Origin of the sequence: Streptomyces sp. NBC_01454, assembly GCF_036227565.1 — a bacterium.
In the GTDB taxonomy this organism is placed as follows: domain Bacteria; phylum Actinomycetota; class Actinomycetes; order Streptomycetales; family Streptomycetaceae; genus Streptomyces.
Genome location: NZ_CP109460.1, coordinates 1,770,621 through 1,786,370 on the forward strand (window position 1 = coordinate 1,770,621; position 15,750 = coordinate 1,786,370).

Annotated in this window: 17 protein-coding genes; 6 read left to right on the forward strand and 11 right to left on the reverse strand. The window is 73.4% G+C overall.

All coding sequences use genetic code 11. From position 1 onward, the window contains the following. Positions 1-22: 22 nt before the first annotated feature. Positions 23-706 (reverse strand): SDR family NAD(P)-dependent oxidoreductase, encoded by a 684-nt coding sequence (locus OIU81_RS07635; protein ID WP_329145176.1) that lies wholly within the window; start codon positions 704-706, stop codon positions 23-25. Between the two features lie 176 nt (positions 707-882). On the opposite strand from OIU81_RS07635, the gene OIU81_RS07640 reads away from it, so the two are divergent. From OIU81_RS07640 to OIU81_RS07665, 6 genes are read left to right on the forward strand one after another with little or no spacing between them, the layout of a single operon-like run. Then, positions 883-2,040: a nucleotide disphospho-sugar-binding domain-containing protein gene (locus tag OIU81_RS07640; protein WP_329145179.1), complete on the forward strand. Its 1,158-nt coding sequence runs from the start codon at positions 883-885 to the stop codon at positions 2,038-2,040. A 12-nt stretch (positions 2,041-2,052) separates the two neighbouring features. After that, positions 2,053-3,894 (forward strand): asparagine synthase (glutamine-hydrolyzing), encoded by a 1,842-nt coding sequence (asnB, locus tag OIU81_RS07645; RefSeq protein WP_329145181.1) that lies wholly within the window; start codon positions 2,053-2,055, stop codon positions 3,892-3,894. Beyond that, entirely contained in the window at positions 3,891-4,592 is a 702-nt protein-coding gene (locus OIU81_RS07650; protein WP_329330978.1) for a TenA family protein, read from the forward strand. Before asnB ends, OIU81_RS07650 begins: the two co-directional genes overlap by 4 nt. 32 nt (positions 4,593-4,624) lie before the next feature. After that, positions 4,625-5,833, forward strand: coding sequence for a cytochrome P450 (locus tag OIU81_RS07655; protein WP_329145185.1), 1,209 nt, complete (start codon positions 4,625-4,627; stop codon positions 5,831-5,833). An 8-nt stretch (positions 5,834-5,841) separates the two neighbouring features. Beyond that, complete coding sequence (locus tag OIU81_RS07660; RefSeq protein WP_329145187.1) at positions 5,842-6,039, forward strand: ferredoxin; 198 nt, start codon at positions 5,842-5,844, stop codon at positions 6,037-6,039. Between the two features lie 2 nt (positions 6,040-6,041). Beyond that, positions 6,042-6,410: a SchA/CurD-like domain-containing protein gene (locus OIU81_RS07665; RefSeq protein ID WP_329145189.1), complete on the forward strand. Its 369-nt coding sequence runs from the start codon at positions 6,042-6,044 to the stop codon at positions 6,408-6,410. A 158-nt stretch (positions 6,411-6,568) separates the two neighbouring features. Here the strand turns inward: OIU81_RS07665 and OIU81_RS07670 are convergent, their stop codons facing one another. The 10 genes from OIU81_RS07670 to OIU81_RS07715 form a co-directional block, all read right to left on the reverse strand. Next, positions 6,569-6,958 (reverse strand): hypothetical protein, encoded by a 390-nt coding sequence (locus tag OIU81_RS07670; protein WP_329145192.1) that lies wholly within the window; start codon positions 6,956-6,958, stop codon positions 6,569-6,571. 81 nt (positions 6,959-7,039) lie between these two features. Next, positions 7,040-7,240, reverse strand: a complete 201-nt coding sequence (locus OIU81_RS07675) for a hypothetical protein (RefSeq protein ID WP_329145194.1) — start codon at positions 7,238-7,240, stop codon at positions 7,040-7,042. Positions 7,241-7,329: 89 nt separating this feature from the next. Continuing rightward, positions 7,330-7,878, reverse strand: coding sequence for a hypothetical protein (locus tag OIU81_RS07680; protein ID WP_329145196.1), 549 nt, complete (start codon positions 7,876-7,878; stop codon positions 7,330-7,332). Between the two features lie 72 nt (positions 7,879-7,950). After that, complete coding sequence (locus OIU81_RS07685; protein WP_329145198.1) at positions 7,951-8,796, reverse strand: NAD(P)H-binding protein; 846 nt, start codon at positions 8,794-8,796, stop codon at positions 7,951-7,953. Beyond that, positions 8,793-9,992 carry an FAD-dependent monooxygenase gene (locus OIU81_RS07690; protein ID WP_329145199.1) on the reverse strand — a complete coding sequence of 400 codons (1,200 nt, stop codon included), beginning with the start codon at positions 9,990-9,992 and terminating at the stop codon, positions 8,793-8,795. Before OIU81_RS07690 ends, OIU81_RS07685 begins: the two co-directional genes overlap by 4 nt. Continuing rightward, complete coding sequence (locus OIU81_RS07695; RefSeq protein WP_329145201.1) at positions 9,992-11,404, reverse strand: MFS transporter; 1,413 nt, start codon at positions 11,402-11,404, stop codon at positions 9,992-9,994. The genes OIU81_RS07690 and OIU81_RS07695 overlap by 1 nt, the downstream gene beginning before the upstream one ends. Positions 11,405-11,430: 26 nt before the next feature. Continuing rightward, on the reverse strand, positions 11,431-12,123 hold the full coding sequence (locus OIU81_RS07700; protein WP_329145203.1) for a TenA family protein: 693 nt from the start codon (positions 12,121-12,123) through the stop codon (positions 11,431-11,433). A 6-nt stretch (positions 12,124-12,129) separates the two neighbouring features. Then, positions 12,130-13,320 carry a cytochrome P450 gene (locus OIU81_RS07705; RefSeq protein ID WP_329145204.1) on the reverse strand — a complete coding sequence of 397 codons (1,191 nt, stop codon included), beginning with the start codon at positions 13,318-13,320 and terminating at the stop codon, positions 12,130-12,132. Between the two features lie 39 nt (positions 13,321-13,359). Beyond that, entirely contained in the window at positions 13,360-14,424 is a 1,065-nt protein-coding gene (locus tag OIU81_RS07710; protein WP_329145206.1) for a methyltransferase, read from the reverse strand. A gap of 29 nt (positions 14,425-14,453) precedes the next feature. Then, entirely contained in the window at positions 14,454-15,644 is a 1,191-nt protein-coding gene (locus OIU81_RS07715; protein ID WP_329145207.1) for a cytochrome P450, read from the reverse strand. Between the last annotated feature and the right edge of the window lie 106 nt (positions 15,645-15,750).

The following is a 15,750-nucleotide window of genomic DNA, read 5'->3' on the forward strand; positions in this document are numbered from 1 at the left end:
GGGGCGGGGCGGTGCGGGTGCGCTACCACCCGACGATCCGCCCGCTGCGGAACAGCACCCCGGTGGGGCCGTCGTCGGGCAGCCCGAGGGCGTGCACGACATCGTCGGCGGCGCTCCGCACGGCGCCCCGGGCGTCCGGCATCATCCGGGTCCGGGTGGGCCCGGGGTTGACGGCGTTGACGAGCACCCCGGTGCCGCGCGTCGCGGTGGCCAGCAGCGTGGTGAGCCCGTTGACGGCGGTCTTCGACAACGCGTAGCCGGGGGCGCCGGGGAACAGCCCGTTGGTGAACGTGCCCGTGCCGCTGGAGAGGAGGGCCACGCGCCCCCAGCCCCCGCGGACCATGTCGGGCACGAAGGTCTGGCAGACCCGCCAGGCGCCCAGGACGTTGACGTCGAGGGTGGCGCGGACCAGGTCGACCGGGACGGTCAGCGGGTCGTACCCCGCGTCCAGCAGCACGCCGGCGTTGCTCACCAGCGCGTCCACCGGGCCGGCCGCGGCGCGGGCGGCCGCCACGCTCTCGGGCAGGGTCACATCCAGGGGTACGCCGACAGCGTGGGGACCGGTCTCGGCGGCGGCGGTCCATGCCACGTCGCGGTCCCGGGCGGCGAGCACCACGCGCCATCCGGCGCGGTACAGGGCCCGGGCGGTGGCCAGGCCGATGCCGCGGTTGGCCCCGGTGACCAGGGCGGTGCGGGGGGTCGTCACCGGTCTCCTCTCCGTGCGGACGGTTTCGGTGTGCGGACGGACGGGGGCTCACGATCCCCGTGCGGGCTCGACGCCCGGTGAGAGGGCGCCCGCCTCGGTGCCCAGCGGTCTTCGAGCCGGGCACGAGCGGCGCCGCACACGATGACCGGCAACCGCGGCGGGAAGGACGCACCGAGATGCGCTTGCTGTTCACCACCTGGGCCTGGCCGTCGCACCTGTACGCGCTCGTGACACAGGCGTGGGCGTGCCGCGCCGCCGGACACGAGGTGCTCGTGGCCAGCCAGCCGGCGCTGGCCGCGGAGATCGGCCGGTGCGGGCTGCCGGCGGCCGTGACCGGCCATGACGTCGACGCGGTGGCCATGGTGCGCCGCTATGTGATCGGCGCGCCGCGGTCCGGTGCCGGTGGGCGCGGTGGCGGTCCACGGGCCGCGGAGATGTTCCTCGCCCACGCCGAGTCCATGGCCGACGGGCTGGTCGAGCTGGCGTCGGACTTCCGCCCGGACGTCGTGGTCTACGAACCCACCGCGTTGGCGGGCCCGTTGGCGGCCGCGGTGCAGGGGGTGCCGGCCGTGCGTCATCTGTACGGAACGGATCTGATGGCCCGGGCCGGGCACGTGCTGCCGGGGCTGCTGGCGCCGCTGGCCGAGCGGTACGGGCTGGACGCCGTCGACCCGTTCGGCGCCCTGACCCTCGACCCCACTCCCCCGTCGCTGCGGCCGCCCGCCGCGCCGCCGGCCGTCCCGGTGCGCTACGTGCCGTTCAACGGCGGCGGCCGGCCGGTCACGCTGCCGAAGCCGGCCGGGCGGCGGCTGTGTGTGACCTGGGGGCACACCATGGCGAAGCTGTCGGCCCGGCGGTTCCTCCTCCCGGAGGTGGTGCGTGCCCTGCATCCGCTCGGCGTGGAGCTGGTGGCGGCCGTCTCAGCGGCGCAGGTGCCGCTGCTCGGCCGGCTGCCACAGGACGTGCGGGTGGTGGTGGACGCGCCCCTGCACAGCCTGCTGGACGCATGCGACGGGGTGGTCGCGCACGGTGGTGCCGGCACCGTCCTCACCGCTCTCCACCACGGTCTCCCGCTGCTGCTGGTGCCGCAGTTGCCGGACCACGCGGGGCACGCGGGGGCGGTCGCGGGCGTGGGTGCCGCGCGGCTGCTGCCGGTGGCGGACGCGACGCCGCAGCGGCTGCGGGAGGAGTGCCGGCGGCTGCTGGAGGACGGCGCCGTGCGGACGGCCGCCCGGCGCCTGCGGGAGGAGATGCGGCGGCAGCCGCCGCCGTCCGCACGCGTCGGCGCCCTGGTGTCCGCCGCCGGCCGGCCCGTCCGGCCTTCCGACAACTGACGAGGGGACGACATGTGCGCAGTGGCCGGGTGGATCGACTTCGAGCGGGACCTGACCGAGCACGGCAGCACGGTCCGCACGATGGTGGCCGCGATGGCCAACCGCGGGCCGGACGCCGAGGCGGTGTGGGCCGGCCGGCGGGTCGCGCTCGGCTTCCGGCGGCTGGCCGTCATCGACCCGCCGGGCGGCCGGCAGCCGATGACCGCGGAGCGGGACGGCGAGGTACGGGCGGTCCTCGTGTACAACGGCGAGATCTACAACTACCGGGAACTGCGGGAGCAGTTGGCGGCCCGCGGCCACACCTTCCGCACGTCGAGCGACACCGAGGTGGTGCTGGCCTCCTACCTGGAGTGGGGTGAGCGGTGTGTCGAGCGCTTCGACGGGATGTTCGCCTTCGCGGTGTGGGACACCCAGCGTCAGGAACTGCTGCTGGCCCGCGACCGGCTCGGGGTCAAGCCGCTGTACTACGCGCCGACCCGCCGCGGCCTGCTGTTCGGCTCGGAGGTCAAGGCGCTCCTCGCCCACCCGCTGGTCGACTCGGCGGTGGACAGCGAAGGGCTGGCGGAGCTGCTGTCGTACATCGCCACCCCCGGGCACGCCGTCTACTCCGGCATCCGGCAGGTGCGGGCCGGGCACGTCCTGACCGTCCGGGACGGCGGGATCCACGAGCGCGCCTACTGGTCGCTGCCGGGACGCGAGCACACCGACGACTGGCCCGCGACGGTGGACACCGTGCGGGGGCTGCTGTCCGACTCGGTCGCCTCCCACCTGGTGGCCGACGTCCCCCTGTGCACCCTGCTCTCCGGTGGGCTGGACTCCAGCGCCATCGTCGCGCTGGCGGCGCGGCACGGGCGGCGCCCGCGGACCTTCGCGGTGGACTTCGAGGGGCACGCGGAGCGCTTCCGCCAGGACTTCTGGCACCACAGCCCGGACGCCCCGCACGCCGCGGAAGTCGCCGCCTTCGTCGGGACCGACCACGAGCCGGTCGTCCTGCGCACCGAGGACCTGGCCGACCCGGTGGTGGGGCACGCCGCGATGACGGCGCAGGACCTGCCCCGGCCCACGCCGGACATGGACCGGTCGCTGTACCTGCTGCTGCGGGCCGTCCGGCAGCACTCGACGGTGGCGCTGATGGGCGAGGTGGCCGACGAACTCTTCGGCGGGTACCGCTCGTTCAGCGACGAGAACCTCGTGGACAGCGGCAACTTCCCGTGGGTCACGATGGGTTTCGGGGTCGCCCCGCACGGCATGAGCACCGGGCTGCTGGACCGCTCCCTGCTGGAGAAAGTGGACGTGCCCGGTTACTCGGCGGACCGCTACTCCCAGGCGGTGCGCGAGGTGCCCGCGGTGCCGGGCGAGGATGCCCGCGAGGCCCTGCTGCGCCGCGTCGGCTACCTCCACATGACGCGGTGGCTGCCGCTGCTGCTGACCCGCAACGACCACTTGAGCATGTCGGTCGGGCTGGAGGTGCGGGTGCCCTACTGCGACCACCGGCTGGTCGAGTACGCCTTCAACATCCCCTGGCGGCTGAAGCGGCACGGTGGCGAGGAGAAGAGCCCGCTACGCGCGGCGCTGGCCGGGCTGCTGCCGGAGCGGGTACTGCGCCGTCCCAAGAGCCCGTTCCCGATCACCCAGGACCCGGGCTACGGGCAGATGCTGCGCGACCGGCTTGCAGAGCTGGTCGCCGATCCGCACTCCCCGGTGCGCCCCCTGCTCGACGTGCCGGCCGCCAGGCGGCTGCTGGCCGAGGGCCGGCCGGTGCCGACCACCGGCTGGGGGGAGCGCCGCGACGTGGAGATGGTCCTCCAACTCGACGCCTGGCTGCGGCACTACCACGTCCGGCTGGCGCTGTGACCCCTACCCGAGAGGAAGCTGCCATGCTGCGGGACCGGCTGATCGCGAGTGCCGATCCGGTGTTGCGCGAGGTGCTCGACCACCCGTTCTGGGCGGGGCTGCGGTCGGGCTCGCTCCCCGGTGAGGCGCTGACCCACTTCGTCGAGCAGGACACCGGGCATCTGCTGCCCGCGTACGGGCGGGCGCTGGCCCGGTGCGCCGCGAGCGCCGCGGACGACGCGCACGCGGTGTTCTTCGCCCGCGCCGCGGTCGGCACGCTTCAGGCCCGGGACCGGCTGCGCGAGGCCTTCACCAAGGTCGCCCCCGACCTCGGTCTGCGCGCGCCGGCCGCCGACGCGCCGGCGGACCCCCTCGCCCGGGCCCACTGCTCCTTCTTCCAGGCCGCGGCGGCCACGTCACCGGCGGCCGCCCTCGGCGCGCTGCTGCCCATGGCCTGGTTCAACCACCGGGTCTCCGCCGACCTGGCGCGGCGCTGCGCGCCCGGTTCGCGCTATGCGCCGTGGGCCGCGCTGTACCAGCCGGCGGAGGGCTACGCGCGCGTCGTCGAGCGCTATCTGAGCGTCGCCGAGGAAATGGCCGAGCGGGGGTCGGACCGCGACCTGGCCCAGCTCACCGACTTCTTCTCGCTGGGCGTCCGCTACGAGTGGACGTTCGCCGAGAGCGCCTGGGCGCGTCCCGACTGGCCCGTCAAGCCCTGACCCCGCTCCCACCACGAGAGGCAAGGACGTCGATGACTTCCCCTACCCCCGTCCGTTACCCGTTCCCCTGGTCCCCGCCGATGGAGATACCCGAGGCGCTGCGCGGTCTGCGCAACCGGTCGGCGGTCGAGGTGACGCTGCCCAGCGGTGACCGTGCGCTGATGGTCACCCGGTACGCCGATGTGCGCTCCCTCTTCGCCGACCACCGGCTGAGCCGCAACATCTCCCGCCGGCAACGCCCCGACGTCGCGCGGATCTCGGCCGACAACGAGCTGTTCGCCGACCCGGAGATCAACCCGGACCCGCCGGACCACATCCGGGTGCGCGGTCTGGTGACCCGGGCCTTCACGGCGCGCCGGGTCGAGGCGCTGCGCCCGGTGGCGCAGTCCGTGTGCGACGAGCTCATCGACGCGATGACCGCCGGGCCCCGTCCGCTCGACCTCAACGAGGCGTTCGCCTTCCCGCTGCCGATCCGCGTCATCTGCCGGCTGCTCGGTGTGCCGCTGGAGGACATGGACCGCTTCCGTTACCTCGTCGACGGTTTCCTGTCCGTGAGCAAGCTGCCCGTCGAGGAGATGCAGCGGTGCCGTGAGGGGCTGTGGCACTACCTGGGCGAGCTGATCGACAGCAAGCGCGCACATCCCGGCGAGGATCTGGTCAGCGGGCTGATCAAGGCCCGCGACGAGGACAACAACCGTCTTTCCGAGCACGAGTTGCAATTCTGGACCCAGGGTCTGCTGATCGCCGGGTATGTCACCACCGCCAGCCAGATCGGCGCGAGCACGGCGGTGCTGCTGCACCACCGGGACCTGGTCAAGGAGATCCAGGCGGACTGGTCGCTGGTGCCGGGCGCGGTCGAGGAGCTGCTGCGGACCCAGATCATGGGCTCCTCGGTCGGCACGCTGCGCTACGCGGTGGCGGACATCCCGCTGTCGGACGGTTCCGTGATCGCCAAGGGCACCAGCGTCCTGCTGTCCGAGGAGTCGGCCAACATGGACGAGGAGGTGTTCTCCGAACCGTTCAAGATCGACATCCGTCGTACGGACAACCACCACATGACGTTCGGCGCCGGGCTCCACTACTGCGCGGGGGCGGCACTGGCCCGCATGGAGCTCCAGGTCGCCACCCGGTCGCTGCTCGAACGGCTGCCGGACCTGCGGCTCGCGGTCACCGGCGACCAACTCCCGCGCAGCCTGGGCGGGTTCACCGAGGGCTTCACCGAGATCCCCGTCACCTGGTAGGAGGAATCGTGCGCGTCACCGCCAACAGCGCCACCTGCACCGTCAGCAGTCTGTGTGTCTACCGGGCCCCGGACGTGTTCGACCAGGACGACGAGGGCCATGTCGTCGTCCTGGACCCGGAGCCGCCGGACGCCTCCCGGGCGGCCGTGCGCGACGCCGCCCGCAGCTGCCCCACCCGCTCGATCCACGTCGACGAGGAGGCCTAGCAGTGCCGTTCGCCGCGCTGACCTACGACATCCGGCCGGGGTGCGAGGACGAAGTGGCCGAGGTCTTCGCCGGCTTCCGCCGGGTCGGCTCCCCGTCGGTGCCCGGCGCCGGGGCCTCCCCGGCCGCCCGCCTCCTGGCCACCGCGGTGTTCGTGCGCGGCGCGACGCTGGTACGCGTCATCGAGTACGAGGGCGACCTCGAGGCCGTCGCCCGCCACATGGCCGGCCAGCCCGGCGTACAGGAGGTCGAACGGCGCCTGAAGCCGTACCTGAACACGCCACGCGACACCGACACCGTCGAGGGTTTCGTCCGCACCTTCCGCCAGAGCCTGCTGCGCTGCGTTTCCCAGATCGGGGTCCCGCGCGACTGAACGGCCTTGCCGCCGCCCCGGCCGTCTTGTGACCGCCGGGGCGGAGCGACGTGCGCCAGGGGGGCGGCCCACCTGGGACGCCGGTTACCTCCACCACCAGGTTCTAGGCACCCTGGTCCTCTCGCCCGGTATTCCGGGTGGCTGGCGGGCCGTGGCCGTCAGGTCGCAAGAATGAACCCCAAGAATCCCATAAGGGTGACCGAAACAACTGGCGCGATTGCACACCACTTCGAATACTCGTATTTTTCCCTCCTGACGCCTCGCCGCCATTCATCGCAATACTCGAGAACGGGATTCCTGGCGGGAATCAGACCGATTGTGAGCCCGACCCACGTGAAGGAGTACAGGATCAGCATCTGTTTATGGCTCCAGTGCTGATACTGAAGTCCGCCTACTACGACCATACCGAGACAGCACCCGACAGAGATGAAGAAAGACATCGCTGTCACCTTGCGCGTATTCAGCCATCTGTCCATGTAGAGGCAGAATATGAGAGTGGCGACAGCTGCCATGAGCAGCAGGTAGGGCAGGGGAAGCCGCGCGAGCATGCCAGGTCCTTTCCACGGCGGACGAGGGCCTGCGGCAGGTGCACCGCAGGCCATCGTGCGTGATTTCCACAGTACTTCTGGTCAGAACCCGAGGGATCCCAGCAAGCCGGTGATGGGGGACACGAGGTCGTGCCCGATCTGCGTGATCTTTGTGGCGACCTGGGATCCGCTGAGTGCGCCGATCCACTTGGACTGGCCGAAGGTGATCACGCTCAGGGCAGCGCGGGCAAGGGATGACTTGAACTCGACGCCCGTCAGTCCATAGCCGATTCCGGTGAACAAGACGTTGAGTCCAGTGAACGCGAGGGACGCATACCCGAGGTTGCCAGTAAACAGCTCAAGTGCCGCCCCAGCGGGCGGAAAGAACGCGCCTACCCCCAGGCCGAGGAGAGCGAATCCGGCGGATCCGAAACCTTGTCGTTCTCGGGGGTGTCCGCGGGGTTCTTCCCGGCCTTCTTGGCCTTCCGAACCTCCTCAGCTGCCTTCTTTGCCGCGGCTGCGATTTCGGCCGTGCAGGCGATGGAGGCTTCCTGCTTGGCTTTGTTGGCCGAGGCTTGTGCGTCCTTGGCGGACTGCTCGGCCGCATCCGCCTTCGCGTCGGCCTGTTGGGCGGAGGTGGTGGCCTGCACGGCTGAATTCTTCGCCTTGTCGGCCCACTTCAATGCCTCGGTGGCGAGGTCGCGAGCGTTGGCCGCTGCCTCCTGAGCGCGTGCGGCGCTTTCCTGTGCCTTGTGCGCGATCTTCGCGGCGGCGGCGATCGCGCCCTGGATGACGGCGATGTGGGTGGCGGAGTCGTGATCGAGCTGCGCGGTCTTGTACTGGATGGAGGCGACGAAGTTGCGACGCATCCATGCCGGACCATCCAATGCGGCCTCGGCATGGGCTTTGGAGGCTCGCACATCCGCCGAGGCCGCTGCCATCGTTTTCCCCTGCGGACATGGCCCGTGCCACCTGGTGGCGAGCGGGCCCAGAGGCGACCGCCCCGCCCCACATCAACAAAACAGGTGCGCGTGCGCCCCCAGCCACCCGTCGAAGGTGCGCGGCGGGCGGCCGGTGAGGTTCTGGACGGTGGGGAGCGGCAGGCCGCCGCGGGCCGGGTCGGGGTCGGACTGGGAGGTGAGGAGGGCGTCGACGTAGGCGGGTGGCAGGCCGGCGTCGGTCATGGCCCGGCGGGCCTGTTCGGGGGGTGCGTCGACGAAGGTGAGGGGGCGGCCGAGGGCGGCGGCGAGGCGGCGGGTGCGCTGGCGGGGGGTCAGTGGCTCGGGGCCGGTGACCGTGTACGCGCGGCCGCCGAGTTGGGGGGCGTCGAGCACCCGTGCCGCGACCTCGGCGACGTCGGCGGGGTCCACCACCGCCTGCGGGAGGTCCCCGAAGGGCTGGAAGACGGTGGACCGGCCGGTGACGGACCACTTCCACTGGAGGGTGTTGGACATGAAGGCGGCCGGCCGCAGGAAGGTGCAGTGGGCGCCGGTGGCGAGGTAGGCGTCCTCGGCGGCGGCGTGGGCCGCTCCGTAGGCGTCGTGGACCGGGGGCAGCGCCGCCACCGACGTCACCTTGACCACCTGGCGCACCCCGTGGCGTGCGACGGCGGCGGCGATCACCCGGTCGTGGGCCGCCGCATCCGGGCCGGCCGTGACCACGAAGGCGGCGTCGGCACCGGCCAGCAGCGCGTCGGTGCAGCCGGGGGCGTCCAGGTCGCCGATGACGGCCTCGGCTCCCGGGGCGAGCCGGGCGCGGCCGGGGTCACGGGTCAGGATCCGCGGGCGCGCGCCGCGCGCCACGAGGCCCGCCACGAGCGGGCGGCCGACGTTCCCGGTGGCCCCGATCACGGCGATCACCGGGCGGCTCCCGCGGGAAGGTGCGGCGGGTGCCAGTCGCCGATCCTGGCGAGCGCCGCCTCCCCCGTCCGCGGCGGCGCCAGGGTCGTCAGGGCGTCTCGCGCCAGCACCTGCCACCACCGTTCGCGCAGCTTCATGCGGCCCACCCGGCGCGAGGCCGCCACGATCGCCTGGGCGCGGGGGCGCCGGCGCGCGTCGTAGTCGGCGAGCGCCTCCTCGGTGTCCGGGTGGGCGGCCAGCGCGGCACACAGCACGACGGCGTCCTCCAGGGCCTGGCAGGCGCCCTGCCCGAGGTCGGAGGTCATCGCGTGGGCGGCGTCGCCGAGCAGCGCGACCCGCCCCGCGGCGAACACCGGGAGCGGGAGGGGGAGTTCGAAGACGTCGTCGTGGCGGACCGCGCCGGGCGGGGTGCGGCCCAGCAGGTCGGGGAGGGGGCGATGCCAGGTGCCGAAGTGGCGTACCACCTCGGCGTGTTCGTCCGGATGACGCGCGCCCTGCGGCGTGTTGGCGACGGCGTACCAGTAGACCCGGCCGTCGGCGAGCGGCATCCTGCCGAACTCCCGGCCGCGCCCCCAGGTCGTGCCGCCGGGCTCCTCGCGGTCGACCTCCGCGATCCCCCGCCAGACGCTGTGCCCGCTGTAGACCGGGGGCGCCGCGCCGGGCCACAGCTGCCCGCGCAGGCGGCTGTGGAGGCCGTCGGCGGCGATCACCACCCGGGCCGGGACGCTCACCCGGGCCGCGCCGCGCCGGTAGTGCACCAGCGCGGTGCCGTCGGCCCGCCGCTCCACGCCGGTGACCTCGGCGCCGGTCAGGAGGTGGTCGGCGGGTACCGCGTCGCGCAGGGTCCGGTGCAGGGCCGGCCGCAGCAGCACGGCGGTGGAGAGCCCATGGCGGCGCACGAACGCGGGGTCGGTGGGTTTCATCAGCCGCCGTCCCCCGGCGGTGCGCACCCCCTCGCCGCCCGGCAGCATGGTGGCGGCCAGCTCCCTGACCCGGTCGCCCACACCGAGCTGGTCCAGTGCCCGCTGGGCGTTGGCCAGCAGGGAGATCCCGGCGCCGTCGGCCCGCAGGGACCCGGCGCGTTCCAGCACCAGCACGGACCGTCCCATCCGGGTCAGGCCGGCCGCCGCGGCCAGTCCGCCGATACCGGCCCCGACCACCACCGCGTAGGGGTGGCCGGGCGTGTCGGCGGCCATCAGATCCGCTCGCCGGGCGCGTCGGGACGTCCCTTGATCAGCAGCGACGCGCCGAACGCGAGCGCGATGACGAGCGCGGCCGCCCACAGCGCCGCACGGTAGCCGTCCGCCGAGTGCACCCCGGCCGGTCCGGCGAGCTGGGCAGCCAGGACGAAGCCGAGGGACGAACCCACCCCGTAGGCGGCCGAGTTGACGCCGGGCAGCAGGCTGGGGCTCTGCGGCGCGGCGAGGAGGGCGCTCAGGCCGTTCAGCGGCGTCATGGCCCCCGCGAGACCGAAGCCGACGAGGACCACCAGGGCCAGCACCAGCCACCGTGAGGACAGGCCCAGGGCGAGGGCGGCCAGCACCGGGACCGTGAGGGCGGTGGCGACGCGCAGCACACGGCGCCAGCCCACCCGGAAGGCGAGCGTGCCGACGGCGGGTGCCAGAAGGACGTTGACCAGGCACACCGGCACGATGAAGAACAGCGCGGCCTCGGTGGCCGAGAGGCCGTAGCCGACCTCACGGTTCTGACTGAACACCGGTATCACGAAGTTGATGGTGCTGAGCATGCCCATGGTGACGAGGATCGAGGTGAGCAGGACGGGCCAGGCCTGACGGGACCTCAGATACTGGGGCGGCAGCAGCGCGTTCGGCCGCCGGCGCTCGATGGCCCAGAACACCACCAGGAGCAGCGCGCCGAGCACCAGCATGCCCGCCACGCCGCCCGCCGGGGCGCCGGCGGCCATGCCGATGCCCAGCTCCACACAGGCCAGGGCGAGCGAGAGCACCGTGAGCCCCAGCCAGTCCAGGCGGCCCGTCGCGACCCGTTCCGGCTCCGGCACGGTCCGGCCCAGAACCACCGCGGTGAGCACCCCGAACGCGGCCATGACCAGGAAGACCGACCGGTAGCCGTACCGGTCGGTGAGCCATCCGGAGAGCAGGCCGTCCAGCCCGACGATGCCGCCGTTCGCGGCGGTGATCAGGCCCATGGCACGGCCGAACTGTCCGGGCCCCAGGGTCTGTCGCATCACGCGCAGCGCCAGGGGGAACACCGCGGTCGCCGTGGACTGCACGGTACGGCCGACGACGAACACCGCCATCGTCGGGGCGGCCGCCGCGACGAGCGCCCCGGCGACGGCCAGCGCCAGCGCACCGATCATCAGGGCACGGGTGCGTCCGTAGTCGCTGCAGGCCGCCATGATCACCGAGAGCAGCCCGCCCAGGAGGAAGAACAGGGCCTGGGCCAGGCCCACGGCGGCGGTGTCGGCGTGCAGCCGCCGGGCGATGTCCGGGAGCGCCGGGGTGGGCATGGAGATGCACAGCTGGCAGGCGACCGCCGCAAGCACCAGCGCGGCGATGAGGGACGTCGTGCTGCGGGAGGGCGGGACGGCCGCGTCGGGCGACAGGCCGGGTGGGGATGTCTGTTTCATGGCGGACCTCGTGGTGGTGGGCGGGCTCAACGGGGAGGCGGGGCGGGGGCGACGGGGCCGGGGGCCGGGTCGTCGAGGGCGGCGTCGGCGAAGGCGAGTTCGCACCGGGCGCCGCGCAGGAACCAGTCGGCCGTCTCCGCGGTCTCGGCGGGCGTCGCCGTCGCACCGAACCGGTCGGTCAGCTCCCGTACCGCGCGCACCGCGTACCGCGCGCCGTCACCGGGCAGATAGGCCGCCAGCCACGGCAGGTAGCGGGAGCCCGGACGCTGCCGTGCCCGCAGGTCCTGGCAGACCTCCAGGTGCAAGAGCATGAAGGGCAGCAGCGCGCCGATGCCGGCCGCCCACGACGTGGCTACGGCCGCGGTCACCGTGGCGCACTGGACGCGGGCGGCGTGGTGGGCGCCGGCCCCCGGATCGGGTGGGCGCACCCCGAGCACGGGCGCCAGGCCGGCCAGCGCCGTACGCAGCCTCGGGCCCGAGTCGAGGGTCTCGAAGGCGCAGCGGGAGAGCAGGACGACGTCGGTGTCGTCCGCGGTGCCCGCCGCGCACCGGGCGAAGGCGCGCCCGTAGCAGGGCAGGAGGTGGCCGGTGTCCTGCTCCACGAAGCGCACCAGGGCCTCGCCCGGCAGCGTGCCCTGGCGCAGTCCGGCCCAGAAGGGGTGGTCGAGCACGTCGCGGAGCACCGGGGCGGCCAGCTCGGCGAGGTCGTCGGAGAGCATGGCCGGCTACCAGGCGAGGGGGACGGCGCGCGGGCGGGAGAAGGCCAGCCCGCTGCTCCACTCCAGGTCCCGCTCCGGCACCGCCAGGCGCAGGCCGGGCAGCTCGCGCAGCAGCGCGCCGATCCCCGCCGCCAGTTCCATCCGGCCGAGTTGGGCGCCCAGGCAGTGGTGGATGCCGTGGCCGAAGGACAGGTGCGGGTTGGGCGACCGGTCCAGGAGCAGTTCGCCGGGACTGTCGAAGACCTCGGGGTCCTGGTTGGCGGCGTTGATCAGCGGGAGGACGGCGTCGCCGGCGGCGATGCGGACCCCCTGGATCTCGACGTCCTCCAGGGCGATGCGCAGCGCCCCCAGCCCGCCGCCCGCCTGGGAACGGCGCAGCAGTTCCTCGACGGCGGTGGGCAGCAACTCGGGGCGCTCCCGCAGCCGTTCGAGGTCGGCGGGGCGGCGCAGCAGGGTGAGCACCGCGTGCACCAGCCCGGATGTCGTGGCGTGGTAGCCCGCGCCGAGCAACGTGTAGCCGAAGGCGAGGAGTTCCTCGTCGTCGAGCCGGTCGCCGTCGTCGGCCGCGTTGATCAGGACCATCAGCACGTCGTCGGTGGGGTCGGCCCGTTTGGCCTCGATCAGGCGGGTGAGGTAGCCGCTCAGCTCGCCGCGGGCCGCCACCACCTCCTCCCGCCGCTCCCGGTCATAGCTGAGCATCACGTCGGTCCAGGCGCGGAATCGGTCGACGTCCTCGTACGGCACCCCGAGCAGCCGGCAGATGACGGTGATCGGCAGCGGCTGGGCGAGGCCGGCGACGAGGTCGGCCGGGGGGCCGGAGGTGCGCATGGCCGTGACGAGGTCGTCCGCGAGGGTGCGTACCTCGGTGCCGAGGGCCCTGATCCGGGCGGGTGAGAAGGCACGCGAGACGAGCCGGCGCAGCCTGGTGTGCTCCGGCGGGTCCATGACGAAGATCGATTTCGACCCCTCCGCGAGGGGCAGCAGCCGTGGTGCGCCCGGGGCGGTGATGGCCTGACGGCTGAAGCGCCGGTCGGCCAGGACCCGGCGGACGTCCTCGTGCCGGGAGACCAGCCACACCAGGTCGCCGGTGGGGAGGGCGACGCGGGCGACCGGTTCGTCGCGCAGCAGGGCGGCATGGCGTGCGGGCGGGTCGAGCGGATCGGCCGGGGGGAACGGGAAGGTGTCGTCGGTGGGCATCGGGCTCTCTTTCGGGGTCGCTTCGGCCACGGCGTCTGCTCAGACCGGCCGGTACTCCAGCAGGGCCAGGTCACCGGGGGCGGGGTCGTTGGCCGGGGCGAAGCCGGCGGCCGCGGCCAGCCGGTGCCACTCCTCGCGGTCGCGTTCCCGGCCGCCGAGGGCCGCCATCATCTCGATGTCGGTGAGCTTGCCGAGGTCCCACTCCCCGGGGCCGGTCAGCAGCATGTCGACGATGAGGAGCCGGGCGTCCTCGCGGGGGCCGACGGCCTCCCGTACGCGCGAGAGGATCCGTCCGGCGTCGCGGTCGCTCCAGTTGTGCAGGGTGTGTTTGATGAAGTAGGCGTCATACCCGGCGGGGACGGACGTGAAGAAGTCGGTCGCCACCGCCGCGGCCCGGTCGGCCACCCCGCGGCGTTCGAACTCCGCCTTCGCCCCGTCGACGACCTGCGGCTGGTCGCAGACGGCTCCGGTGCAGGTGGGGTGGCGGACGAGGACCTCGGCGAGGAACTGCCCGCGGCCGCCGCCGATATCGGCGATCCGGGGGAAGCGGGAGAAGTCGAACTGCTCGAAGATCCGGTCGGTGCCCGGGTAGTGGTTCTGCACCATGGCCCGGTCGAAGAGCGCGGCACTGCCCGGGTGGGCCCGCAGGTGGTCGAAGAACGTCTCGCCGAAGGCGTGGTCGAAGGCCGGCGCACCGGTTCGCACGGTGTGCAGCAGGTTCTCGTACGGCCGCCACATCATCGGGTCGCTGGCGAACAGGAACATGTCGCGCACGCTCCCCTCGACCCCGCTGCGCAGCCCCTGCCCGGCGGCGGTGAGCGCGAAGGCGCGCTCCGGCGTCTCCGCCAGGACGCCGGTGGCCGCCGCGCAGCGCAGCACCCGGTACAGGGCGTCGGCGTCCGCGCCGGTCTCGCGCGCCAGGTCGGTCGCGGTGCGGGGCCCTTCGGCCAGCAGGTCCGGGATGCCCAACTGCACCACCGGCCGCAGCGCGCCGATCGTCCACTTCCCCACGAACAGCCCGATCACCCGCTGGGCAGGGGGGAGTTCGACCGGGAACCACGTCAGGACCCCGGTGACCTCGGAGCCGTCCTCCGCACTGTTCATGGCTTCTCCTCTCCGGCCGCGGCCACGGTTCAGACGAACCGGGCGGGCATCTGTCGGAAGCTGTTCATGAAGTTCGTGGTGCTGCGCACCGGGGGGCCGGTGAGTTCGAGGCGGGGCAGCCGGTCGAGCAGGGCCGCGAGCAGCAGCCGCAGTTCCAGCGTGGCCAGGCCGCGCCCGATGCAGACGTGCGGTCCGCCGCCGCCGAAGGACACGTGCGGGTTGGGCTGCCGGCCGACGTCGAAGCGTTCGGGGTGGTCGAAGGCGGACTCGTCGCGGTTGGCGGAGGTGTACCAGAGCACCGCCCGCTCCCCGGCGCGGACGGGCGTGCCGGCGATCTCGGTGTCCCGGGCCACCTGGCGGGCGAAGTGCGTCGCGGGGGTGACCCAGCGGATGATCTCCTCGACGGCGAGCGGGATCAGGGCGCGGTCGGCCCGCAGTGCCGCCAGCTGCCCGGGGTGGTCGAGCAGCGCGAGCACGCCGCCGGTGACCGAGCAGTACGTCGTCTCGCTGCCCGCCCCCATGAGGGTGGTGGCGAACAGGGCGATCTCCTGCGGCTCCAGCCGGCCCGTGGTGTCGTTGCCGGCCGCGAGCAGCACCGAGAAGAGGTCGTCCGCCGGTGCGGCGCGCCGCCGCCCGACCAGTTCCTCGAAGTACGCCATGAGGTTCCCGAACGCGACCCCCGCCTTCTCGGGCGTGCTGTGGTGGTAGTCCGGGTCGCCGAGGTTGACGGTGTGCCGGGTCCACTCGACGACCTGGGCGCGTTCGACGGGCGGCACCCCGATGAGTGCGGTCAGCACCTCCAGCGGCAGCTGCATCGCGATGTCCTCGGCCAGGTCGAACTCGCCGCCGGCGGCGCAGTCGTCGAGGATGCGGTCCACGATCGCCGCCACCGGCTTCTCCAGCGCGGCCAGGCGGGCGGGGGTGAACCCCTTGAAGGCGAGCTTGCGCAGGCGGGTGTGTGCGGGGGCGTCCAGGAACGAGATGAGCGGCAGGCCCGTGCTGTCCTGACGCACCGAGGTCATCGTGCTCGGGCCGGAGTGGAAGGTGTCGTGCTCGCGCGAGGCCCGTACCACGTCGGCGTGGCGCACCAGGTACCAGAACGGGTACCCCTCGGCGTCGTAGGCCCGGGTGAGTCCCGGGCGGCCGCGCAGGTGGCGGAAGTAGTCGTGGGGGACGCCGCCGGCGAAGGCCCGCGCGTCCATGAGATCCCTTTCCTGCATGGTTTCTGCACTCTCCGCGGCGCCGGGACTGCCGCCGTGGTCCGCGAGCGGGTGGCGTGGCGGAGGCGGACGGAGGCGTTCTGGTCCGCCGGGCGGCCCGTGGCCG

Bases quoted from the DNA above. Each gene is read 5' to 3' on its own strand.
- OIU81_RS07655 (WP_329145185.1), top strand. From the start codon at position 4,625: ATGACTTCCCCTACCCCCGTCCGTTACCCGTTCCCCTGGTCCCCGCCG.
- OIU81_RS07715 (WP_329145207.1), bottom strand. From the start codon at position 15,644: ATGCAGGAAAGGGATCTCATGGACGCGCGGGCCTTCGCCGGCGGCGTC.
- OIU81_RS07670 (WP_329145192.1), bottom strand. From the start codon at position 6,958: ATGCTCGCGCGGCTTCCCCTGCCCTACCTGCTGCTCATGGCAGCTGTC.
- OIU81_RS07710 (WP_329145206.1), bottom strand. From the start codon at position 14,424: ATGAACAGTGCGGAGGACGGCTCCGAGGTCACCGGGGTCCTGACGTGG.
- OIU81_RS07705 (WP_329145204.1), bottom strand. From the start codon at position 13,320: ATGCCCACCGACGACACCTTCCCGTTCCCCCCGGCCGATCCGCTCGAC.
- OIU81_RS07700 (WP_329145203.1), bottom strand. From the start codon at position 12,123: ATGCTCTCCGACGACCTCGCCGAGCTGGCCGCCCCGGTGCTCCGCGAC.
- OIU81_RS07695 (WP_329145201.1), bottom strand. From the start codon at position 11,404: ATGAAACAGACATCCCCACCCGGCCTGTCGCCCGACGCGGCCGTCCCG.
- asnB (WP_329145181.1), top strand. From the start codon at position 2,053: ATGTGCGCAGTGGCCGGGTGGATCGACTTCGAGCGGGACCTGACCGAG.
- OIU81_RS07640 (WP_329145179.1), top strand. From the start codon at position 883: ATGCGCTTGCTGTTCACCACCTGGGCCTGGCCGTCGCACCTGTACGCG.
- OIU81_RS07690 (WP_329145199.1), bottom strand. From the start codon at position 9,992: ATGGCCGCCGACACGCCCGGCCACCCCTACGCGGTGGTGGTCGGGGCC.
- OIU81_RS07680 (WP_329145196.1), bottom strand. From the start codon at position 7,878: ATGGCAGCGGCCTCGGCGGATGTGCGAGCCTCCAAAGCCCATGCCGAG.